This is a genomic window from Frankia torreyi (genome assembly GCF_000948395.1).
In the GTDB taxonomy this organism is placed as follows: domain Bacteria; phylum Actinomycetota; class Actinomycetes; order Frankiales; family Frankiaceae; genus Frankia; species Frankia torreyi.
This window is the reverse complement of the sequence record NZ_JYFN01000043.1, coordinates 34697-58154: the sequence shown is the minus strand read 5'-3', so window position 1 is coordinate 58154 and position 23458 is coordinate 34697. Positions and strand designations below refer to the sequence as shown.

The window sequence follows — 23458 nt, the reverse complement described above, 5'->3', positions numbered from 1 at the left end:
GCAAACATGATCCTGTACACCCGCTCCACGTTGTCGCGATAGATCTCCTCCCAGCCCGGATAGACGTCATCGGACACCACCCGCAACCGCGGCGGATCGGGACGCCCGAACACCCCGACGCCGACGCCGGCTCGACCACCGTCGCCGCCCAGGCCGCCACCTCTGGAGCCGTCACGGCCCCCGGAGCCGTCATCACCACCGGCGCCTCCGACCGCCTCCTCTTCCGTCAGGGTGCGTCGTCGGATCCACACCCGACCACCCGCCACCGGTCGCCACCGCCTCACAGCTCGCCATCGTCGCCGATCTATCGCCTCACCCGTACAGATAGGCGGGAGGGTTACACCCGCGCGTGCCAGGACCACCGCTCCGCCACGCGGCGCCGGCGGCCTGGCTGTGTGAGGCGTGCGCGGGCGAGCGCCTGCGCGCTGTCGAGAGCGTGGAGATGGTCAGGTCAGAGTGGAGATGGTCAGGACCAGAACCTTGCTCGCGGCCGGCCGTTATGTAGCGCGGGGGGAGGCGGGCAGAACAGCACGGATCATCGGGATCTGCAGTGGCAGGCGAGCCCACAGGGCGGCGGCCCGGACGCCCACGCCAACGCTGGTCCAGAGCCGGCCGAACCGCCGCGGGGCGGTTCCGCGGAACCGCCGGAGGCGCCATCCGGGATCCGCCGGTGAGCGACTCGCGGTGAAGAGACCCGGGCACACCTCAGCCGAAGATCTTGTGGGTACCGACGTGCAACCGGGGCACCGCACATCTACCGCCGCGGCGATCTGCCCGCCGTTGCCGCGGCCGTCGAGCCCTTCTCCGAGGCGGACGCCGGAAAACGGAAGGCGAGGTGTCGGGCCGGCTGGCGGAGATGATGGACGAGCCGTACCTGCGCCCCTGCCGGCCCTGCCGGGCCACCCACCTGTACGAGCAGCCGTTCCGGCTGGCCGCGCTGCGTGCCGCCTGGAGCTGGCGGCCGGCACGTCTCCCCCGGTCCTGCAGCCCGTCCCGGGGTTCACCCGCGCCGCCTCGGTGCCCGCGCGCTTCGACTGCTCGGCCGCCCCGGCGCCGTGCTCGTGGACGGCGAGATCGCCGGCCTGTGGCGCCCCCGCGCGTCGGGCGCGAAGCTGCGGCTCCTGGTCACCCCGTGGCGGTCGGTCACGCCGGCGCTGCGCGCGTCGATCACCGACCAGGCCGAGCGGCTCGCCGCGTTCCGCCAGATCCGGCTCGTCGGCGTCGAGCTCGACGACTGACACCGCCGGCTCGCTGCTGGGCTCCACCGAGCTGAGCCGCACCGAGCTGGGCCGCATTTGAAACCGAAACCGCCCCGGATTCTCAGGAGTCCGGGGCGGTTCACGTGCACGCGGGTGCCGCGTTCTTATTCCTTGCGCCGTGGGAGCTGCGTGTGCGCGCCGCCGAGCTCCGGCGTCGCGTGGTAGTCGACGAGGCCGACGACCTCCGGGTAGTGCAGGTCGAAGGCGGGCCGCTCGGAACGGATCCGCGGCAGCGTCTTGAAGTTGTGCCGCGGCGGCGGGCAGGACGTCGCCCACTCCAGCGAGTTGCCGTAGCCCCACGGGTCGTCCACCGTCACGATCGGACCCTTCCGGTACGACGACCACAGGTTGTACAGGAACGGCAGCGTCGACAGCGCAAGCACAAAGCTGCCCGCGGTGGCGATGGTGTTCAGCGTGGTGAAGCCGTCGGCCGGGCTGTAGTCGGCGTAGCGGCGCGGCATACCCCGGACGCCGAGCCAGTGATCCACCAGGAAGGTCGTGTGGAAGCCGACGAACATCGTCCAGAAATGAATCTTCGCGAGCCGCTCGTTCATCATCCGGCCGGTGACCTTCGGGAACCAGAAGTACACCCCGCCGAAGCCGGCGAACAGCAGCCCGGCGACGACGTAGTGGAAGTGGCCGACGACGAAGTAGCTGTCCGAGACGTGGAAGTCGATCGGCGGGCTGGCCAGCAGGACACCGGTAAGACCACCGAACAGGAACGTCATCAGGAAGCCGACGGCGAACAGCATCGGCGCCTCGAAGCTGATCTGTCCGCGCCACATCGTGCCGATCCAGTTGAAGAACTTGACCCCGGTCGGCACCGCGATGAGGAACGTCAGGAAGGCGAAGAACGGCAGCAGCGCCGCACCGGTGACATACATGTGGTGCGCCCACACGGCGATCGCCAGCGCCCCGATGCCGATGGTCGCGTAGACCAGCCCCTTGTAGCCGAACAGCGGCTTGCGGGAGAACACCGGAATGATCTCCGTGATCATCCCGAAGAAAGGCAGGGCGATGATGTACACCTCGGGATGCCCGAAGAACCAGAACAGGTGCTGCCAGAGGATGGCGCCACCGTTGCTCGCGTCGAAGATGTGCGAGCCGAACCGGCGGTCGGCCTCCAGGGCGAGCAACGCGGCCGCGAGCACCGGGAAGGCGACCAGCACCAGGATCGAGGTCACCAGCAGGTTCCAGCAGAAGATCGGCAGCCGGAACATCGTCATGCCGGGCGCCCGCAGGCACAGGATCGTCGTGATGAAGTTGACCGCGCCCAGGATGGTGCCCAGACCGGAGACGGTCAGGCCCACCACCCACAGGTCACTGCCGACACCCGGCGAGTAGGCGGTGTTCGACAGCGGCGCATAGGCGAACCAGCCGAAGGAGGCGGCACCGTTCGGCGTGAGAAAACCGGCGGTGACCGTCAGGCTGCCGAACAGCCAGAACCAGAACGACAACGCGTTCAGGCGTGGAAAAGCCACGTCCGGCGAGCCGATCTGCAGCGGGACCAGGTAGTTCGCGAACGCGAACGCGATCGGCGTGGCGAACATCAGCAGCATCAGCGTGCCGTGCATCGTGAACAACTGGTTGTACTGCTCGTTCGAGATGTACTGCAGGCCCGGCCGGGTGAGCTCGGCCCGCATGAACATCGCCAGGACTCCGGCGAACGCGAAGAACAGCAGCGAGACGATGAAGTACATCACGGCGATGTCCTTGTGAGACGTCGTCCGCAGGTACTGCAACAAGCTCCTCACGACCCTGGGCGGGGCCTCGTCCACCGGCGGGTCCGAATGCCCGGCCGGCGTATCGTGCACGAGTGTCACATTCCACTCCCGATCGTGTTGCCGCTGCCGGCGGTGGCGCGCGCGGTCCCGGCGACGGGTGTCACGACCGCCGCCGGGCAGCCCACAATGAATGTGTCGTTACCGTCGGCGGGGACGGGCCCGACGGATAGACGGCCCCGGGCCGCGCGGCTCGGCGCACCGGCTCCAGAAACCTGCCGGCGCTGGTCACGTTATCCACGCGCTGGTTGCCACGACCCTGTCTGACGGCCCGCATTCGGGGGAACTCCGGCACCCGGGCCGGGCGCACAACGTCCTATGTCCGGCCGGCCCGCCATTGCCGGAAGCGCCCTCCACCCCTGTTTCGGGTCGGCCCATGGCCCGCCACCAGCACGTTCCTTGCCGCAGACCGACCGGCGAGTGCCGTCACGCCGCCCGGGACGACACCCGCAGACGATCAGAGCAGCCGTGATGGCCGGTTGACAGGCCGAACCCCCGAATTTCTTGANCCCCNCCCGAACGGGTGGCCCGCCCCTCCGCCGCGGACTGCCTGGCCGGGCGTGGCGATCAGTCGGCTGGGAAGGCGACGGGGCGTGGACGCATCGCGGCGGGAATGGCGGGCTCCGCGTCGACGATGCGCATGAGCAGGCGCAGCAGCTGCTGCTGCTCGTCCGGCGAGAGCATCTGCACCGACGCCGGGGGAACGGACAGCAGCTCCTGGGCGTGGGCGAGAATGCGTCGGCCCTCCTCGGTCATCGCGACCGTCTTGGCCCGCCGGTCGGTCGGATGCGGCTCACGCCGGGCGACGCCGCGGCGCTCGAGCAGGTCGACGACGCTGGTCAGATAGCTCGGGTCGTAGCGGAAGGATTCGACGAGCTCGCGCATCGGACGCGGCCCGCTTGACAGCACCATAAGAATCTTGAAAGCGGCCGGCGTGAGATCGAATGCCTGGCAGACCGCGTGCATCCGGCCGGGCGCCTCGCCACTGAACATCAACGCCAGGATGGCGCGCCACGCTTCGCGAGCCGTCGTCTCGCCGTCCGTCACTCCGTCCGCAGTCACTCCGCCCGCCGCCGCCCCGCCAGCCGTCACCCCGCGCGTGGCCGCGCCCTGGGCAGCCACCTTTCCGGCGGCCTCCTGAGCGTCCTCGATCACCCCTCAATCGTAGCGGCACGCCGCCGCCCATATCGTGGTCCCAATCATATATTTGACACCACTCAACGAACGCCCGATGCTGGGCGGCGACAAGCTCTGTCCCGTCCGGTCGCCGACGGGGCGACGTCCCGGGTTCCTGCCCGATCGGCTCCGAAGTCGAGCGGACAGGTCCGAACTCGACCGACCGTCCCCAGCGCCCGCCACCTTCACCACGGAGATCAATGTGCCCGACCAACCCAACGCGGCCCCGCCGCCCGCAACCGCCGCGCCCGGGCCCGGGCCCGGGTCGGACGACAGGCTCGACCCGGCACTGATCCGGCTGTCCGTCACGGTGATGCTCGGCGCGATCATGGTGATCCTCGACACGACGATCGTCTCGGTCGCCATCCACGCGCTCGGCAACGAGTTCCACACGTCACTGTCGACGATCTCCTGGGTGAGCACCGGCTATCTGCTCGCGCTGGCCGTCGTGATCCCGCTGGCCGGCTGGTCGGTCGAGCGGTTCGGTGCGACGAGGATGTGGAACATCTCCCTGGCGCTGTTCGTCGCCGGCAGCGCCCTGTGCGGGGTCGCCTGGTCAGCGGAGGCGTTGATCGCCTTCCGGATCCTGCAGGGACTCGGCGGAGGCATGATCATGCCGATCTGCATGACCGTGCTCGCCCAGGCCGCGGGCCCGCGACGGATGGGCCGGGTCATGAGCATCATCGGCGTCCCGACGCTCATCGCGCCGGTCCTCGGCCCGGTCGTCGGCGGTCTGATCGTCGACCATCTCAGCTGGCGCTGGATCTTCTACGTGAACGTGCCGATCGGCGTGCTCGCCCTGTTCCTGTCCTGGCGCGTGCTGCCCCGCGACGACCGCGGCTCGGCGCACCACCGCCTCGATCTACCCGGCCTGGCGCTGATCTCGCCGGGGCTGGCGGCGCTCGTCTACGGCCTGTCCGAGGCAGGCAACGGCGGCGGCTTCGGGGCCGCGAAGGTGGAGGTCAGCATCGGCCTCGGCCTGGCGTTGCTGGCCGGCTTCGTCGGGTACGCCCTGCGCCGCGACGGCGCCCTGCTCGACCTGCGGCTCTTCCGTGACCGGACGTTCAGCATGGCGGGCCTCACGACCTTCGCGATCGGCGCGATGCTGTTCGGCGCGATGTTCCTGCTGCCGCTGTACTACCAGATCGCGCGCGGACAGAGCGCCAGCGACGCCGGACTGCTCATGGCACCGCAGGGACTGGGCGCCATGATCGCCATGACGATCGCGGGACGGGTCGTCGACCGCCGCGGCGCCCGGTCGGTCGTCCCGCTGGGCATGGCGCTCGCCCTGCTCGGCACGCTCCCGTTCACCCAGGTCGACGCGCACACCAACGAGGCGCTGCTGGCCCTGTCGCTGTTCGTCCGCGGGCTGGGCTTCGGAGCGGCGATGATGCCCGCGATGACCGCCGCCTACGCGACGCTCGAGCCGGCGGCGGTGCCGCGCGCGACCACGACCCTGAACATCCTGCAGCGGGTCGGCGGGTCGCTGGCCACCGCGCTGGTCGCCGTCGAGCTGCAGCACGCCATCGCCAGCCGGCTGCCGGGCGTCGGTGGTGGCGAAGGCGCCCTCGCCGAATCGGCGGGGGTGCAGCTTCCCGGCTCGGTCGCCGACAAGGTCGCCGAGGCGTTCGGCACGACGTACTGGTGGATCATCGCGCTGACCGCCGTCGGCTTCGTCGCCAGCCTCTTCCTCCCCGGCCGCCCCGCTGACCCCGCGGCGGACGGCCCCGCCAACCGCCAGCCGCAGATCCCGCGGCCCGAACCAGCCGGGGTGGAGTAGCCCACCGGCGGGTAGCGCCCCGAGCGCCCGACTGGCGCGCGATCAGAACGTCAGGTACATGTCGTCCGGGATGATCGGCTGGTGGTAGGTGCACGAACCGGACAGCACCGTGGATCCGTGGAGCCGCGACTTGGGAATGAGAATCTTGTCGCCGTCACTCAGTGCGATCTTGTGAGTGACATTGTTCCAGAAGTGCATGTCACCCGACTCGATCATGACCAGTCGGTGCTCGTCGTGGACGTGCGTCGTCGACGTCTCGTCGCACGACTCGACGAACGTGTCCAGGTCGACCTCGATCCCCTCGGTCGTGAGGTAGGCGTCGATGGCCCGCGCCTTCGCCTTGTACTCCTCGATCGCGTCCGCCCAGGCCAACTGGTCCGCGAGGTCGCGGTCCCACCGGCGGGCGAGCTCGGCGGCGTCGGTGAAGCCGGCGTGGAAGGCGATCAGGGCCGCGTCCCCGGACAGCGCGAGCAGCGGGGTGAGCAGCGTGTCGACCAGCCTGTCCAGGCCGTCCAGGCCGTCCAGGCCGTCCGGGGTGGCCGGGGTGGCCGGGGTGGCCGGGGTGGCCGGGGTGGCCGCCGACGGTCGCGCGGTGAACAGGGCCGGCCGCTCGCCGAGGCCGTCCTCGATCGCGTCCGCCCAGGCGGTGGCGACGACCGCGTCGTCGATGCACTGGTGCACGAACGCGCCGAGCAGTTCGGCGTGCCGGTACGGCGAGCGGGACAGCAGGTGCAGATGGTTGCCGCGGGCCAACGAGGTGTTCAGGTACAGCTGCCAGTACGCCCCGACCGTCGGGGTGAGCTCGGCCGCGGCGAGCAGCGCCGTCCACGCGGACGAGTCCGCCACCCAGCGCCGGTAGTCCTCGACCAGCAGTTCCCGGGCGACCGCGTGGGCCGGGTCGTACTCGCCGAGCGACGCGCGGGCGGTCGCCGTGCGTGCCGCGGGCAGGAACGCCGAGAGCTGCAACAGCGCGAACGTCGTCGCCTCGCGGCGGTCGCGGGTGCCGCGCAGCACCGCGAACGCGTCCCCCGGATGGTCCCGGCGCTCCTCCCAGTAGCCGCGCAGCTCGCCCAGCACCCCGTCGACCGACGGACCGCCCGACAGGGACGGGCGTTGGGGTGCCAGGAACGAGAACAGGTGACGTTCGAGGACCGGCTGGGCGAGCGCGGCGCGTAGCCGGTTCGCCGCGCCGTAGAAGTCCGCGCCGTCACGATCGGCCGCCGCGTTCCGGTTCGGCGGCAGGTACAGCAGGTCCGCGTCGTAGATGTTGCGCAGCATCCGGTGCCCGAGCAGGCCCGAGAGCCCGAGCGTGTCGTCCGGTCCCAGGGCGGTGCCGTAGTTCAGCCAGGCCAGGTCGGCGGGCCGGACCGGGCGGCGGTACGGGTCGTCCTCGGTGGTCAGCTCCTCCCACTCGGCCGGGCGGAAGGCGGGGTTCGCCGCGAACGCGCGCACCAGCGCGTGCGCGTCCGGACCATCCTGGGCGGCCTCCACCCGGCGGGCCAGTTCGTCGAACCCGGCCAGCGTCGTGGCCTGGTCAGAAGTCATCGGGTTCCTCCTCCAGCGGGAATCGTCGTGGGCTGCGGCTGCTGTTCCTGCGGTGGCTGCTGTTCCTGCGGTGGCTGCGGCGGCGGGGCGGGCGCGGCGAGGGCGCGCCGGTCGATCTTGCCGGCCGCGGTCAGCGGCAGCTCGGCGACGTCGACGAAGGTGTCCGGGACCATGTGCGCGGGAAGCTGCCCGGCCAGGACGGCGCGCAGGTTCGGCGGGCCGCCCGTCCCCGCGCGCACGCAGTACGCCCGCAGCTCGTCGTCGCCCGCCTCGCCGTCGCCCGCCTCGCCGGGGACGACNACGACGGCGGCGTGGCGGATGCCGGGCTGGCCGCACAGGACGTTCTCGATCTCCTCCAGCTCCACCCGGAAGCCGCGGAACTTCACCTGGTTGTCGGCCCGGCCGAGGAACTCGATCTCCCCGTCGGTCCGGAACCGGCCCAGGTCCCCGGTGGCGTACATCCGGCTGCCCGGGACCGAGCTGAACGGGTCGGGCACGAACTGGTCGGCGGTGCGCCGCGGGTCGTTGAGGTAGCCCCGGGCCAGCGGCAACCCGCTGATGAACAGCTCGCCGGCCGCGCCGAGGGGCACCGGGTTGTAGTCGGCGTCCAGAACCCGGATCTGGGTGTTCGGGTTCGGCCGGCCGATCGACACGCGGGCGGTGGCCTGATCCGGGTCGAACACCCGGCAGGACACGCCGATCGTCGCCTCGGCCGGGCCGTAGCCGTGGTAGAGCCGGGCCCGCCACCGCTCCCGGAAGCGCCGGTAGGCCTCGTCGCGCAGGACCTCGCCCCCGCACCAGACGTGCCGCAGCGACCGTCCCGCCTCCTCGGCGTCCGGACGTTCGAGCATCGCCCCGAGCGTGGCCGGCCCGACGTAGCAGAACGTCACCGCATGCGCGTGCACGATCGCGAGCAACGTGCCCGGATCCGTCTCGGCCCCCGGCGGCGCGATCACGATGCGTGCGCCGGCGACCAGCGGCAGGAAGACCTCGTTGATCGAGATGTCGATGCTCAGCGGCGCCTTGTGCAGGACGGTGTCGTCGCCGGTGAGGCCCAGCAGGTCGACCTGCCAGTGCAGCCGGTTGCAGATCGCCTGATGGCGGATCATCACGCCCTTGGGCGTCCCGGTCGAGCCGGAGGTGTAGATGACATAGGCGAGGTTCTCCATGTCCACGGTCGAGTACGAATCCCCGGCCGCGTGCGGGTCCCCGGCGGAGCTCGGGTCCGCGAGGGAGCTCGGGGCGTCGCCCGGGACGGGCCTGGCGGACGTGCCGGCGGTGGCGAGCCGGCCGGCGGGGTCCAGCCGGAGCAGCGGCACGAAGCCGGCGCCGGCCGACAGCTCCGGCGGGGCGCCGGCCGTCCCGGCCACCACCGCGGAGATCCGGGCCTCGTCGGCCACCGCGCTGATGCGCCGCGCCGGCCAGGAGACGTCCAGCGGCACGAACGCGCCGCCGGCCCGCAGCACCCCGAGCAGGGCCACCACCTGGGCGGCCGAGCGTGGCAGGCACACGCCGACGGTCACCTCCGGGCCGACGCCGACCGCGCGCAGCGACGCGGCGAGGGCCTCGGCCCGTCGTTCGAGGTCGAGGTAGGTGAGGGTGACGGCTCCCTGCGCCGCCCGGTCGGCCAGGTCGACGACGGCGGTCGCGTCCGGCGTCCGGCGGGTCGCGTCCGCCACCAGGGCGGTGAGCGAGCGCCCGACGAGCGGGTCCACCCGCCCGCTGGCGAAGGCGTCCGCATCCGTTCCCCGCTGGGCGAGGTCGGTCCGGCCCCCGGCGACGTCGCCCGATGGAACCGACGGGGGGCTGGAAGGCCGGCTCGTGACCATGGTTCGTCCCCTCCGATCAGACGGAACTCGTGGCGACCGGCCCGCGGCCCGGCGCCGGATTCGGGCCGCCGACGGTGCCGTACCGGCCGGTGCGCACCCGCGCGGCACCGCCGGACGAGTCGCCGCCGCGTCCCGACATCCGCCGTCGCAGGCTGCGTGGCCGCATATCGGTCCAGGTCAGCTCGATGCTGTCCAGGCAGTGCTGCCGGGTTCCCGTGACGGAGGTGTCGAACCAGCCGAGCGCGTTGGGCCGCCCGTGCGGCCACACCGAGAACTGCTGTTCCTGGTTGACGACCACCTTGAACGGACCCGTCGCGCCCGACTCGGTCAGCGACGGCCCCGCCTGCCCGGCGGGTGTTCCGGCCGGTTGGCGGCCGGCCCCGGCGTGGAACGGGCAGGACTCGGCGACCGAGGCGTCGTCGCGCAGGAAATACTGCTTCCATTCCCGGTTGGCCGGGTCGCCGTAGGAGCCCAGCAACGGCGTCGAATCCACCTCGTCCATCCGGGCGAGGCGCTCGCGAATGACCTTCCGTGCGGCCGCGCCCCGCGGACTGGTCGGCTCCAGCCCGGCGAAGACCCAACGAGGCTGGAAGGTGATGGTGAAGACCGGGCTGCTGCGGCTGCGCAGTCGCCGGTGCGCCGGCGTGTTGCAGACGACGAAGATGGGGGTGCCGCGGAAGCTGAACTCCCAGCCGGGATCGTCGGTGTCGGTCGGGATGTCCGACGGCCAGGGTTCGCCGTCGCTGTCGTGCAGGTAGCTCAGGATCGACCAGAACCGCTGTTCGTAGGACAGGACGTCGTCGGTCTCCTGCCTCGCCGTCCCGCCGCCGGATCCGAAGAACACGACCAGCGAGGTGTCGCGCGATATCGACTGGTAGACCGACAGATACGTGGCCAGGATGTCCGGCAGGACGGACCAGGTCCGCGCGTCGCGCAGGTCCTCGACGAAACCGAACCGCAGCCCGCCCTTGTGGGCCGCGCCCACCGCGAAGACGCAGGGAAAGGGCTCGGTGTCGGACCTCAGCGTCGCCATGATGTCCCGCGCGCAGGCGGCGCCCCAGCCCGGCATCGGGCCGATGGCCAGGTCCAGGATCTCCTCGCGGACCGCGCCGGTCGCGCCGGTCGCGCCGGTCGCACTGCGCCCACTGGGTTTCGGCGTGTCTCGCACTGTCGTTTCTCTCTTTGCTCAGCCGCGGGCCGATCCCGACCCGCGGTCGTGGGGTGGACTCAGGTGCGGCCGGCCGAAGCGACTGCCGGGTGTTTCGCTGCCCCCGGGTGTGCGGCGCGGGCGGCGAGCGCGGCGAGCGCCCGCAGCCACGCGGCCGCGAGGTTGCCCACCACTACCGCGCCCGGCCCATCCGGGCCGCTGCTCCAGCGCGCGCTCAACTCGGGGCCGTCCGGGCCGTCGACGACTCGCACGATCAGGCTCAACGGGAACGGATCGGGTGAGTCGGCGTTCCAGTCGGCGAAGAGCGCCTCGTCCTCGGCGGCGACGGACCAGTCCGCCACCTCGCCTCGGCTCAGCCGACCCACGTAGTTCAGGTAGATCGTCGGTGTGGGAGCGGCCGACAGGTGCGGCGCGGTCCGCGGGTTGAGGAAGCGCAGCATGCTGTAGTCGGTTCCGCCGTCGGGGAGCTGGGCCAGGAGCGCGCGCACCCGTGCCACGGCGGCGTCCACGGCGAACTCACCGAAGGCGGCGCCGTCGTCGGCGGTCCGCTCGAGCAGGAACGGGAAGATCTCGGCCATCCAGCCGACCGTCCGGGACAGGTCCTGCTGGTCGACGATCTGCTCCTGCCGGCCGTGGGCCTGCACGGCGACGACCATCCCCGCCGCGCCGCCCTCGCCGGGTCGGGTCTGGTCGGCCACGGCCAGGGACAGCGCCGCGAGCAGAAGCTCGCCCACGCCGATACCGAACGCGGCGGGGACCGTCGACAGCAGGGCGGCCGCCCGTTCCGGCGGCAGACTCACGGTGATCGCCTGCGGCTGGCCGACCTGGCCCGACCCGGCCGAAGCCGCTGTCCAGGCCACGGGCGTGGCCCGGTCGTGCAGGTCCACCCAGAACGGCAGCCGGGCCTCCGCCTCGGCCGTGCGCGCCGCCTGGTCGAGACGACGCGCCCACTGCGCGTAGGACACCGGAACAGGGGCGAGCTGGGGCCGCCCACCCGCCCCGAGCGCGGCCGCCGCGGCGCGGAGATCCGCCAGCACGATCGGCCAGGAGACGCCGTCGATCAGCGCGTGGTGAATGATCAGCAGTAGCCGGCCCGGTCGTGCGTCGCCCGCGTCCAGCCAGACGCAGCGGATGGCCTGCCCGTTGTCCGGATCGAGTTCGGCGTTGGCCGCCGCCGCGAGCCCCGAGATCAGCCCCAGCCCGCGCCCGCTGTCGAAGCCGTCGGCCGCGGCGAGGTCGACGGCGTCGATCCGGCGGAGCCAGGGACCGACGTCGACACTGCCGCGCGGCGCGATCGCCAGCGACCAGGCAGGTCCGCCGTCCGCGCCCACCGTCGCCGCACCGGGCGGGACAGGGCCGGCGGCGTCCGAGCGGACGAGCCGAGCCCGCAGCACGTCGTGCTGGTCCACGACCGCCGTGATCGCCGCGCGCAGCGTGGACAGGTCCAGCCCGGCCGGGGTGCGCAGCAGCACCGGCGAGGAGAAGGAGGCGAACGACGCTCCGCGGCCGCGCGCCGCCTGCAGGGCCGGGGTCGGCGGGACGAGGAGCACAGCGGCCGGCCCGGTGCCCGCCTCGGCCACGGCGCTGTCGGACGTGTGCGCCGTCCCCGCGACGGCGGTGGCGGCGGACGGCGCCGGAGCCGAAGCGGGCGCTCGGCGCGTGACGACGGTGGCGAGCGTCTCGGGCGTGCGGTGGCCGAACAGCAGCCGCGGGGTCACGGTGAGGCCGGCGGCCCGGATCCGGGTGACCAGCCGCATGGCGACGATGCTGTCGCCGCCGAGGGCGAAGAAGTCGTCGTCGACGCCGACCGCCTCGACCCCGAGCACCGTCGCGAACGCGGCGACCAGGGCCGCCTCGATGTCGTTCGCGGGATCGCGCCCGGCCGGGGCCCCTTCCTCGTCGCCGGCGGGCAACGCCGGGGCCGGCGGCACGCGGTCGGCACCCGCCGGGGCCGCGAAGGTGGCCGGCCAGCTCAGCGCCAACGCGCGCAGCGGTGCCGACGGGTCGGCGGTGACCGCGGCGAGCACGTCCCGCAGCCGCTCGGCGAGCCGGCTGGCGCTGGAACGGTCGAACAGGTCGTCGCTGTAGGCGACGCCGATGGTCAGGCCGCCGTCGGCCCCGGCCCGTTCGATGAAGTCGAAGGACAGGTCGAACTTGGCGCTGGTCCGTCGCACCGGTTCGAGACGGCCACTGACCGCGTCGAGGTCCAGCTCGTCGACGGCGTCGGACGCCGTCAGGTACACGACCATGACCTGGAACAGCGGATGGCGGGCCAGCAGCCGCGGCGGGTTGACCGCGTCCACCACCCGGTCGAACGGCAGGTCCTGATGGTCGAAGGCGGCGAGGTCGCTGTCGCGGACCCGCCCCAGCAGCTCGCCGAACGACGGGTCACCCGACAGGTCGGTCCGCAGGACCAGCGTGTTGAGGAAGAAGCCGACGAGGTCGTCGACGGTCTCGTCGACCCGGCCGGCGACCGGGCTGCCGAGGGGAACATCCTCCCCGGCGCCCAGTCGGTGCAGCAGCGTCGCGACGGCGGCCCGCAGCACCATGAACATGCTGACGTTGTGCGCCCGCCCGACGGCGCGCAGCGCGGCGAGCGCCCCGGCATCGATCGACGTCTCGACGATCCCGCCGGTGTGGCTCGGCTCGACCGGCCGCGGCCGGTCGGTCGGCAACGCCAGTTCGGCGGGCAGGCCGGCCAACGCCCGCCGCCAGAACTCCCGCGATCTGGCGGCCGGCGAGGACGGGTCGGACTCGTCGCCGAGCAGCTCCCGCTGCCACAGCGTGTAGTCGACGTACTGGACGGGCAGCGGCGCCCACTGCGGTGCACCGCCAGCGAGGCGCGCCCGGTAGGCGACCGACAGGTCGCGGGCCAGCGGAGCGTCGGACCCCTCGTCGGCCGCGATGTGGTGGATCAGGAACTGCGCGAGGTGCAGCTGCGGCGAGCACCGGACGACGCGCACCCGCATCGGTGGCTCGCGTTCGAGGTCGAACGGGTAGGCCGCCGCCTCGACCAGCAGGTCCGCCAGCTCCTGCCCGCCCGGTTCCGGTTGCGGTTGCGGTTCGGGCCGGGCACCGCCGGCCGCGGACGCCCACTCGACCACCTCGAACGGAATCGTCACCTCGGTCGGGTCGAGGATGCGCTGCACCGGCTCGCCGTCGACGGTCGGGAACATGGTCCGCAGCGCCTCGTGCCGGACCACCACGTCGTGCACCGCGGCGCGCAGGGCGGCCACGTCCAGCGGCCCGACCAGGCGCCAGGTGATGGGAATGTTGTAGGTCGGGCTGGGTCCCTCCACCTGCCCGACCACCCACAGGCGCCGCTGCGCGTACGACAGCGGCGGGTGCTGCGGACGCCGCCGACGGCGGACCGCCGCGCGGGCCGTGCCGGCGGAGTCCATCCGCCGGGCGAGCCGGGCCACCGTCGGATCCTCGAAGACCGTCCGCGGCGTGATCTCCACGCCGAACGCCGACCGGATGGCCGCGCACAGCCGCATGACGAGCAGGGAATGGCCGCCGAGGGCGAAGAAGTCGTCGTCGAGGCCGACCCGGTCGAGGCCGAGCACGGCCGCGAACCGCTCGCCGAGCAGCTCCTCCCGGGCGTCGCGGGGGCGCCGGCCGGCAACCGGCGCCGGGGCGGCCGGCTCGGGCAGCGCCGCCCGGTCCAGCTTGCCGTTCACCGTGCGGGGCAGCCCGTCCAGCGCGACGAACGCCTGCGGGACCATGTACGCCGGCAGCACCCGGGCCACGTGGGCCCGGGCCGACTCGACCGGCTCCGGCCCGACCCCAGCCCCGGCTCCGCTCCCGACCCCGGCCCCGGCTGCCGGATCGGGCACCAGGTAGGCGACGAGCTGGAGCGCGGGCGGGGCGTCCGGGCGGAAGACGACCGCGGCCGTGCCGACGCCGGGTGCCGCCGCCAGGGCCCGTTCGATCTCGCCGAGCTCGACCCGGAAGCCGCGCAGCTTGATCTGGTCGTCCGCGCGCCCGAGGAAGGTGAGTGCGCCGTCGGACCGGCGGCGGGCGAGGTCGCCGGTGCGGTACATCCGCTCCCCCGGCGCCCCGAACGGGTCGGCCACGAACCGGCCGGCGGTCAGGCCGAGGCGGCCGAGGTAGCCCCGGGCCAGCCCGGGACCGGACAGGTACAGCTCGCCGGCCACCCCGTCCGGGACCGGCGCCAGCGCGGCGTCCAGCAGGTAGGCCCGGGTGTTGGCGATCGGCGCGGCCCAGCCCGGGTCCGCGCTCGCGGCGGCGGCCGACGGGTCGGTGCCGGTCCCGGTGCTGTGCCAGCCGTAGGCGTCGACCGAGTACTCGGTGGGCCCGTACAGGTCGTGCGCCACCATCCCGGGGATCGCGCGCAGCCGCTCCCACAGCGGCGCCGGGGTGGCCTCGCCACCGACCAGCAGCACGCCCGGCCGGTGGCCGTCGGGGCGCAGGAACCCCTGGCTCAGCAGCTCCTGGAGGTAGGTCGGAGTCAGGTCGAGCACGTCGATGCGGGCCCGCTCGACGTACTCGACGAGCGCGGCCGCGTCCCGGGCGATCCGCTCGTCGACGACGTGGACCTCGTGTCCGGCCAGCAGCCACAGCAACGGCTCCCACGATCCGTCGAAGCTGAACGAGGCCGCGTGCAGGACCCGCTGCGGATCCCGGTCGGGGCCGGCGGCGCGCTCGGCCGGCGCGATGAGGTCGACCGCGTGCGAGGCGAACAGGTTGACCAGGCCCCGGTGGGTGCCGACGACCGCCTTCGGAACGCCGGTCGACCCCGAGGTGTAGATCACGCTGGCCGCACCGGCCGGGTCGGGCCGCGCGGCGGCCCGCTCGGCCCGACCGCCCAGGTCCGGGTCACCGAACACCGGATCGCCGAACGCCGGATCGCCGAGGGGCAGGACGGGGGCGGGGACGGCCGGCAGCCGGCCGGCGAAGGCCCGGGTGGTGAGGACGGCGGTCGGGGCCGCGTCGGCCAGCAGGAACGCGAGCCGGTCGACCGGCTGCTCGACGTCGATCGGCAGGTAGCTCGCGCCCGCCGCCAGCACACCGAAGATCGCCGGCACCATCAGCGCCCGGGGCAGGGCGAGCGCCACCACCGCCTCCGGGTCGCCGCCCAGCCGGGACAGGCGGCCCGCGATCCGGTCCACCTCCCCCGCGAGCTCGGCGAAGGTCGTCCGGCCGCCGGCGGTGACCAGCGCGGTCCGGTCGGGATGCGCGGCCACGGCCCGGGCGAGCAGGTCGGGCACGGTCGTCCCCGGCGCCGACAGCGCTCGCCGCGGGCCGGCGGCCGCGCGCAGGGCGGCCGCCCGCTCCTCGGCGTCGGAGATCTCCAGCCGGCTCACCGGTCCGTCGGGGTCGCGGACGATCCCGGCCAGCAGGCGGAGCAGCCGGTCGGCCAGCCGGGCACCGCCGGCCGGCTCGATGACGTCGGTGGCGAAGTCGACCAGCACGGTGATCTCGCCCCGCGCGGCCCGGTCGACGAACGTCACGTCCAGGTCGAACTTGGCCGCCCCGACCTCGGGGTCGATCCAGGTCACCGGGCCGCCGAACAGCTCCCGGTCGTCGCCGGCCAGGTGGTGGTAGCCGGCCATCACCTGGAACAGCGGGTTGACGCCCGGCGTCCGGCGTGGATTGATCGCCGCGACCACGTCCTCGAAGGGGAGGTCCTGGTGGTCGAAGGCGGCCAGGTCCGTCCCGCGGGTCCGGCCCAGCAGCTCCCGGAAGCTCGGGTCGCCGCCCAGGTCGGACCGGATCACCAGCGTGTTGACCAGGAAGCCGACCAGCCCCTCCAGCGCGGCGTCGGTCCGCCCGGAGATCGGCACGCCGATCGGGATGTCGTCGCCGGAGCCCAGCCGGTGCAGCAGGGCCGCGAGGGCCGCGTGGGCGAGCATCGACATGGAAGTCCCGGTCGCCGCGCACAGCGCCCGCAGCCCGGTCGCGACCGCTTCGGGCAGGACCCGGACCGCCCGCCCCGAGGCGCCGTCGCGGACGGCCGGGCGCGGCCGGTCCAGCGGCAGCGCGATCTCCTCCGGCAGTCCCCGCAGGGCGTCCAGCCAGAAGGCGCGCTGGCGGGCGGCCATGCCGCCCTCGTCGGCCGGGTCGCCGAGCAGGGCCCGCTGCCAGAGCGTGTAGTCGGCGTACTGCACCGGCAACGGCGCCCACGCGGGCGCGCGCCCGGCCCGTCGGGCGGCGTAGGCCGCGTCCAGGTCGAGCAGGAACGGCCGGTCCGACCACTCGTCGGTCGCGATGTGGTGCAGGACGACGACCAGAACGTCGTCGTCGGGGCCGCGCAGCACGGTCAGCCGCAGCGGCGCCTCGGCGGCCAGGTCGAACGGGTGGGCGGCCAGCCGGGTGATCCGGCCGGTCACCTCGCCCGGGGCACACTCGACGACGTCGACGGCGGGGGTCGCGGCCGCGGGGTCGAGGATCCGCTGGTAGGGCTGGCCGTCGACGGCGGCGACGACGACCGTCCGCAGGGCCTCGTGCCGCCCGAGCAGGTCGGTGACGGCGGCGCGCAGCGCGTCGACGTCGAGGCGGGCGCCGACGCGCAGAACGATCGGGTAGTTGTAGGCGTCGTTCCCGCCGGACAACGCCTCGACGAGCCACAGCCGACGCTGCGCCGGGGAGAGCGGGATCCGTTCGGGTCGCTGGCCCGCGACCAGCGCCGGGCGCCCCGCGGTCGGCGCGGCGGTGGACGCGGCGGCGACGCGGTCGGCCAGTCGGGCCGCCAGCGCCTCCACCGTCGGTGCCTCGAACAGGTCGCGGATGGCCAGGTCGACCTCGAGCGCCCCCCGGGCCCGGCTGACCACGCGGGTCGCGAGCAGGGAATGGCCGCCCAGGGCGAAGAAGTCGTCCTCCGCCCCGGCCTCGGGCAGACCGAGAACGTCGGCGAACAGCTCGGCCAGGGTGCGCTCGAGCTCCGTGGCCGGTGCCCGGCCGGAGCTCGCCGCCACCGGCTCGGCCGGCGGCAGGGCGGCCACGTCAAGCTTGCCGTTGGCGTTGCGGGGGATCGCCGGCAGCGGCACGAACGCCGCCGGCACCAGGTAGTCGGGCAGCACCGCCGCAAGATCGGTGCGCAGGCGTGCAACCAGCGCCCCGGCGGCCCGGGCGGCCGTCGGGTCGTTCGTGGGCGCCGCCCGGTCGTCCGGGCGGACGTCACGGGCGCCGGGGACGCCGACGGGCAGGGCCGCGGCCCCCGAGCCGCGCACGAGCACGGCGTCGAGCAGCCCGGGGTCGTCTGGCCGCGCCGCGAGCGCCGCTTCGTAGCCGAGGGTGTCGGCCAGCGCGTAGACGTCCTCGGGCTCGACGGTGCCGCCCCCCGCCTCGGCCTCGCCGGCCGAGCCGCTGGCCGCGACCGCGGCAAGTTCGACGGCTGAGCTCGCGGCCAGGTCGACGGCTCTGCTCGCGGCGAGTTCGGCGGCGATGCGGGCGTCGGGGACGGCGGTCAGGGTCACCCGGGCCGGCCGGCGGGCGCCGATGATCGCGGCGAGCCCGTCGAGGCCGCCTACATCTGCCCCCCAGCTCAGGCGGAGGTCGGCGCCGGCGCCGGTCGGGGTCGGGCGGTCCGCCGCCGCGCGGCGCAGCACGACGTCGTAGCGGTGCCGGGTGAGTTCGTTGCGGTGGCGGCCACGCTTGACCCGCACGCACGCCTCGGCGCCGGCGTCGGCGGCCAGCGCGTGGAAGAACGCGGGCGCGACGACGAGCTCCTTCTCCAGCAGCAGGCGCCGGTCGACGGCCGCCGCGAGCCGGGCCGGATCCGCGCCGGCGCCGGAGCGGGCGAGCTCGAGCGCGGCGTGGAACGCGCGCAGCCGGCCCAGGTCACGGACGTCGCCGACGAGCAGCGATCCACCCGGGGCCAGCAGGTCGAGCGCGCCGAGCAGCACCGTGCGCAGGTAGTCGGCGCTCGGGAAGTACTGGATGACCGAGTTGATGATGATCGTGTCGAAGTAGCCGGTGGGCAGCCCGTCAGTGCGGTGGGCCGGCTGCTGGCGCAGTTCGACCCGGCCGAAACGGGCGGGGTCGGCGGCGATCTCCGCGCGCAGCTTCGCGATGACGGGGGCGGCGAAGTCCGTTCCCCAGTACGCCTCGCACTCCGGCGCGAGCGGGCCGAGCAGCAGGCCGGTGCCGAGGCCGATCTCCAGCACCCGCCGGGGCGCGAGCGCCCGGATCCGGTCGACGGTGGCCGCCCGCCACTCGCGCATGTCCGCCAGCGGGATCGGCTGCCCGTCGTAGCTGGAGTCCCACCCGGCGAAGTCCTCGACGGTCACGGCGGTGGGGATCCGCTCGTACTCGTCGCTGTAGAGCTGTCGCCACTCGCCGACCTGCTCGTCCTCGATGGCCGCCACCTCGGCGGCCGAGGGTCCCGCCGGCACGACGTAGGCGACGAGCCGCTTCGCGCCCGGCGTCACCGGGTCCGCCGCCGCGATGACGGCGGACTGGCTGACCGCCTCGTGCCCGTCGAGGGCGGCGGTGACCTCGCCGAGCTCGATCCGGTGGCCGCGGATCTTGACCTGGTCGTCGGTGCGGCCGAGGAAGTCGAGGTTGCCGTCGTCGGGCCGGCGGGTCACCAGGTCCCCGGTGCGGTACATCCGCCCGCCCGGCCGGGCCGGGTCGGCCACGAAGCGGGTCGCGGTCAGGCCGGGCTGGTCGAGGTAGCCGCGGGCGAGGCCGTCGCCGGAGATGTACAGCTCGCCGGCCACGCCGTCCGGGACCGGGCGCAGCCAGCGGTCGAGCACGTGGACCGCGGTGTTGCGGATCGGCCGCCCGACGGTCGGGGTCGGGCTGTCGGCCGTCGCGGCGCCGAGGGTGTTGATCGTGTATTCGGTCGGCCCGTACAGGTTGTAGCCGGCCGTCCCGTCGGTGGTCCGCAGCCGGGTCCAGAGGGAGTCGGGCACGGCCTCGCCGCCCAGCATGACCAGGGCCGGCCGGTGCCGGTGACCATCCCCCGGGTCGCCGTCGGTGCCGCCATCAGGGGCGCCGTCGGGATCGCCGTCGGGATCGGCGGCCGACTCGGTCCGCTCCAGCAGCCCGGCCTCGAACAGGTGGGCCGCGTAGGTCGGGGTGACGTTGACGACGTCGATCCGGTGGCGGTCGCAGTAGGCGACGAGCCCCTCGGCGTCGCGGCGCAGGTTCTCGTCGCAGATGTGCACCTGGTGGCCCTCGACGAGCCAGAGCAGCTCCTCCCACGACATGTCGAACGCGAACGAGACGGTGTGCGCGACGCGCAGGCGCCGGCCCCCGGTCGCCGCCACCGTCGGGGTGAAGATCTCGTCCCGGTGGTTGAGCCACATGTTCGTCAGCCCGCGGTAGGGCGTGACGACGCCCTTGGGCCGTCCGGTCGAGCCCGACGTGTAGATGATGTAGGCCGGGTGGTCGAGCCGGTCGGCGCGGTCGCGGGCGAAGGCGCCGAGCTCGGCGTCTGCCAGCGGACCGGCCGGGGTGGCGGCCAGCTCGGCGGCGATGGTGTCGGTGTCCAGCGCGAGCCAGGTCGGGCCATCGTGGGCGTCCGCCGCGCCGGGCACCTGCGCGCCGCCGGCCAGGTAGCGGCCGGTCGCCTGGCTCGTGACCAGCAGCGCGGCCCCGCCGTCGGCCACCATCTCCAGCAGGCGCGCCGGCGGATGGTCCAGTTCGAGCGGCAGGTACGCGGCGCCGGTGCGCAGCACGGCGAACAGCGCGACGACCATGTCGACCGTCCGCCCGAGCCCGAGTGCCACCACCGTCTCCGGGCCGGCGCCGTGCGCGATCAGCAGCCGCGCCAGGCGGTTCACCCGGTCGTCGAGGTCGCGGTAGGTCAGCCGCTGCTCGCCGAGGACCAGCGCGACCGACTCGCCGATCCGCGCGGCCCGCGCGGCGAGCAGGTCGGCGACGGTGTCCGTGCCGATCGGCAGCGGCGGGGACACCACCTGGTCCAGCCGGGCCCGCTCGGCCGGTAGCAGCGGGTCGAGGGAGCCCACCGGCGCGTCGAGGTGCGCGACCAGCGCGTCGACCATGGCCAGCAGGCGGGCGAACAGCCCCTCGGCCAGGCCCGGCGCGACGACGTCCGGGCGGTGCTCCAGGCGGACGGTGATCCGCGCGCCGGGGAACAGCACGAACGTCAGCGGATAGTGGGTGTGGTCGAGGCTGCTGCCGGCGACGATCCCGTGGCGGGCGCTGGTCTGGTCGTTCGCCACCTCGTCGATGAAGTTCTGCAGGACGTAGAGCGTGTCGAACAGCACCGGGTGCCCGCTGGCCCGCTGGATCTCGCCGAGCCCGAGGTACTCGTGGTCGAGCAGGTCGAGGCGGTCGGCGGCGACGCGCCGCAGCAGCTCCCCGACCGTCTCCCGCGGGTCGAGCCGGACCCGGACCGGGACGGTGTTCAGGAACAGGCCGACGACCTCGTCCATGCCGTCGAGCTCGGTCGGGCGGCCGGCGACGGTCGTGCCGAACACGACGTCGTCCGAGCCGGTCGTGGCCGCCAGCACCAGCGCCAGCGCGGCGTTGAAGATCGTGTTCAGGGTGACGCCGTGGGCGCGGGAGGCCGCCCGCAGCGCGCTGGCCGTGGCCTCGGGCAGCTCGGCGGTGATCCGCGCGGGGGCGACCGGCGGCAGACCCCGCGCGGCCGGCACCACCATCGTCGGGCCCTCGAGGCCGGCCAGCGCCGACCGCCAGGCCCGCTGCGCGGCGGCGGTGTCCCACGTGCGCAGCCAGCGCAGGTAGTCCCGGAAGGACCCGGCCGCCGCCGGGGCCACGTCCTCGCCGCCGGCGGCGTACAGCCCGAGCAGCCCCTCGACGACGAGCGCACCCGACCAGCCGTCCCACAGCAGCACCTGGCGATTGATCACCAGCCGGGACCGCGTCTCGGCCAGGTGGACGAGGATCAGCCGGAACAGCGGCGGGCGGGCGACGTCGAACGGGCGGGCCCGGTCCTCGGCGGCGATCCGCTCGGCCGTCTCCGACCGTTCGGGCTCGGCCAGTCCGGACAGGTCGATCTCCTCGACCGGGGCGGGCAGCTCGCGCGCGATGACCTGCGCCGGGCGGGACAGCCCGTCGCCGAGGAAGCCGGCGCGCAGGGTCGGGGTGCGGGCCATGAGGGTCGCGCAGGCCACGCGCAGCCGGTCGGCGTCGAGCCGGTGGTCGAAGTCCAGCGAGAACTGGGCGGTGTAGGCGTCGCTGGTCGCGTCGAGCGCCGAGTGGAAGTACAGGCCCTCCTGCAACGGCGAGAGCGGCCAGACGTCCTCGATCGGCGCCGGGAAGGTGCGCGCGATCCGGTCCACCTCGGCCGGTGGGAGCGCGATGAGCTCGGCCGGCTCGCCGGCCGCCGTGGGACCGGCGGCCCGCCCGAGCGAGGCCAGCTCCCGCAGCGCGTCGAGGTAGCCGTCGGCGATGCGGGCGGCCTCGTCCGCCGTCAGCACGGTCGTCAGGTAGGTGAGGGTCGCGCGCAGCACCGGCCCGTCGTCCGTCTCGACGCTGACCAGGTCGACGGTCAGCGGATAGCCGACGCCGAGACCGGGGTCGGGCTCGGCCGCGAGGGCGTCGAACTCCTCGGCCAGTCCCCAGTCAGCGTGGCGGTCGGCGCGGAAGCGACCGAGGTAGTTGAACAGCACCTGGGCCCGCCCGGCCCGGGCCAGCGTCGGGCCGGCCAGCGGGTTGGCGTAGCGGAGCAGGCCGAAGCCGATGCCGCGCTCGGGCGTGGCCCGCAGGCGGGCCGTCACGTCGGCCAGGGTCTCAGCGGCCAGGGTCTCGACAGCCAGGGTCCCGGCAGCCAGGGTCTCGACAGCCAGGGTCTCGACAGCCAGGGTCTCGACAGCCTGGGTCCCGGCGGTCGCGGTCCGCGCCGGGGCGAGCCGGACCGGCGCGATGCTGGTGAACCAGCCGACGGTGCGGGCGAGGTCCAGCCCGGGGGTGATCTCCTCGCGACCGTGGCGTTCGAGATCGACCAGCAGGTCGCCGTCGCCGTCGCCGGCCGCCGGGCGGGGGCGGATCGCCATGCGCAGGCCGGCCAGCAGGATGTCGGTGACCTCGGCGCCGGTTGCCGCGGGGACGTCGGTGAACAGGGCGGCCGTGGCCGTCGGCGGCAGCTCGACGACCAGCCGTCCGGTGTCGGCCACGATGCCCACAGCCGCCGGGCCGAGCGCGGGTTCGGCGGCCGGCGCGGCCGGGCCGAGCGGCTCGGTGAACGGCCGCGCCCCCGGGGCGAGCGCCTGCAGCCAGTGGGTCAGCTCGCCGAGGCGGGCCGGGGCGGCCGCGAGCTCGGTGATCACCTGGCTGAAGGCGCGCAGCGAGGTGCCGACCGGTTCGAGGACCGGCCGGCGGCCGGCGCGGACCGCCGCGTGGGCCGCCTCGAGGTCGGCCAGCAGGATCCGCCAGGACACGCCGTCCACGACGAGGTGGTGGGCCACCAGCACCAGCCGGCCCGGCGCCGTCGGGCCGGCATCGAGCCAGACCGCGCGCAGCACCGCCCCGGCGTCGGGGTCGAGGCGCCCGGCGGCGGAGCCGGAGGCGGCGGCGACCACCGCGCGCAGGGCGGTCGGGTCGAGCCCGGCGGCGTCGATGCGGGTCAGCAGGTCGGGGTCGGGGCCGGCCTGGCCGTCGCCGGGCGGATCGATCTGGAGCAGCCACACCCCGGGCGCGGGCCGCAGCAGCCGGGCCCGCAGGGCGTCGTGGTGCGCGACCAGCGCGCCGAGCGCGGCCCGCAGGTCCGCCTCGGTGGCGCCGGCCGGGGTCCGGACGAGGAAGGCCTGGTTGAACCGCCGGATCTCCCCGCCCCAGTCGGCGAGCCGGGCGACGATCGGCGGCGGGGTCAGCACCCCGGTCGCCGCCGGGTCCGGTCCGGTGGAGGTGGCGAGCGGCGACGGCGGGCCGGCCGGGGTTCCCGCGGACCCGGTGACCGGAGTCGCGGCGGCCTCGGCGGCTTCGGCAGGCGCGGCGGCTTCGGCAGGCGCGGCGGGCGCGGCGGN

Annotated in this window: 7 protein-coding genes and 4 pseudogenes; 2 read left to right on the top strand and 9 right to left on the bottom strand. The window is 74.3% G+C overall.

Annotation, left to right across the window (positions count from 1 at the left end):
• Positions 1 to 251, bottom strand: a pseudogene (locus tag FF36_RS38740) (hypothetical protein); the annotation flags it as partial.
• Positions 252 to 941: 690 nt separating this feature from the next.
• Between FF36_RS38740 and FF36_RS41545 the strand changes: the two are divergent.
• Positions 942 to 1238, top strand: a complete 297-nt coding sequence (locus tag FF36_RS41545) for a DNA glycosylase AlkZ-like family protein (RefSeq protein ID WP_199865463.1) — start codon at positions 942 to 944, stop codon at positions 1236 to 1238.
• A gap of 125 nt (positions 1239 to 1363) precedes the next feature.
• On the opposite strand, the gene ctaD is transcribed toward FF36_RS41545, so the two are convergent.
• Together ctaD and FF36_RS22295 are read right to left on the bottom strand one after the other, a co-directional pair.
• On the bottom strand, positions 1364 to 3082 hold the full coding sequence (gene ctaD, locus FF36_RS22300) for an aa3-type cytochrome oxidase subunit I (protein WP_044887090.1): 1719 nt from the start codon (positions 3080 to 3082) through the stop codon (positions 1364 to 1366).
• A gap of 525 nt (positions 3083 to 3607) precedes the next feature.
• Entirely contained in the window at positions 3608 to 4195 is a 588-nt protein-coding gene (locus tag FF36_RS22295) for a MarR family winged helix-turn-helix transcriptional regulator (protein WP_236706202.1), read from the bottom strand.
• A 223-nt stretch (positions 4196 to 4418) separates the two neighbouring features.
• On the opposite strand from FF36_RS22295, the gene FF36_RS22290 reads away from it, so the two are divergent.
• Complete coding sequence (locus FF36_RS22290; protein ID WP_044887098.1) at positions 4419 to 5996, top strand: MDR family MFS transporter; 1578 nt, start codon at positions 4419 to 4421, stop codon at positions 5994 to 5996.
• Positions 5997 to 6038: 42 nt separating this feature from the next.
• Here the strand turns inward: FF36_RS22290 and FF36_RS34425 are convergent, their stop codons facing one another.
• The 6 genes and pseudogenes from FF36_RS34425 to FF36_RS38735 form a co-directional block, all read right to left on the bottom strand.
• Positions 6039 to 7541: a cupin domain-containing protein gene (locus tag FF36_RS34425; protein ID WP_044887089.1), complete on the bottom strand. Its 1503-nt coding sequence runs from the start codon at positions 7539 to 7541 to the stop codon at positions 6039 to 6041.
• A pseudogene (locus FF36_RS41065) lies at positions 7538 to 7840 on the bottom strand (hypothetical protein); the annotation flags it as partial. The pseudogene FF36_RS41065 and the gene FF36_RS34425, both read right to left, overlap by 4 nt.
• Position 7841: 1 nt before the next feature.
• A partial coding sequence (locus tag FF36_RS41060) for a hypothetical protein (protein WP_422615107.1) occupies positions 7842 to 7906 on the bottom strand: 65 nt, incomplete at its 3' end.
• Positions 7904 to 9370: pseudogene (locus tag FF36_RS41055) on the bottom strand (amino acid adenylation domain-containing protein); the annotation flags it as partial. The gene FF36_RS41060 and the pseudogene FF36_RS41055, both read right to left, overlap by 3 nt.
• Before the next feature lie 16 nt (positions 9371 to 9386).
• A complete protein-coding gene (locus tag FF36_RS22275) occupies positions 9387 to 10538 on the bottom strand; it encodes a YqcI/YcgG family protein (RefSeq protein ID WP_044887088.1) in 1152 nt (383 codons plus the stop codon).
• A 59-nt stretch (positions 10539 to 10597) separates the two neighbouring features.
• Positions 10598 to 23457, bottom strand: a pseudogene (locus tag FF36_RS38735) (amino acid adenylation domain-containing protein); the annotation flags it as partial.
• Between the last annotated feature and the right edge of the window lies 1 nt (position 23458).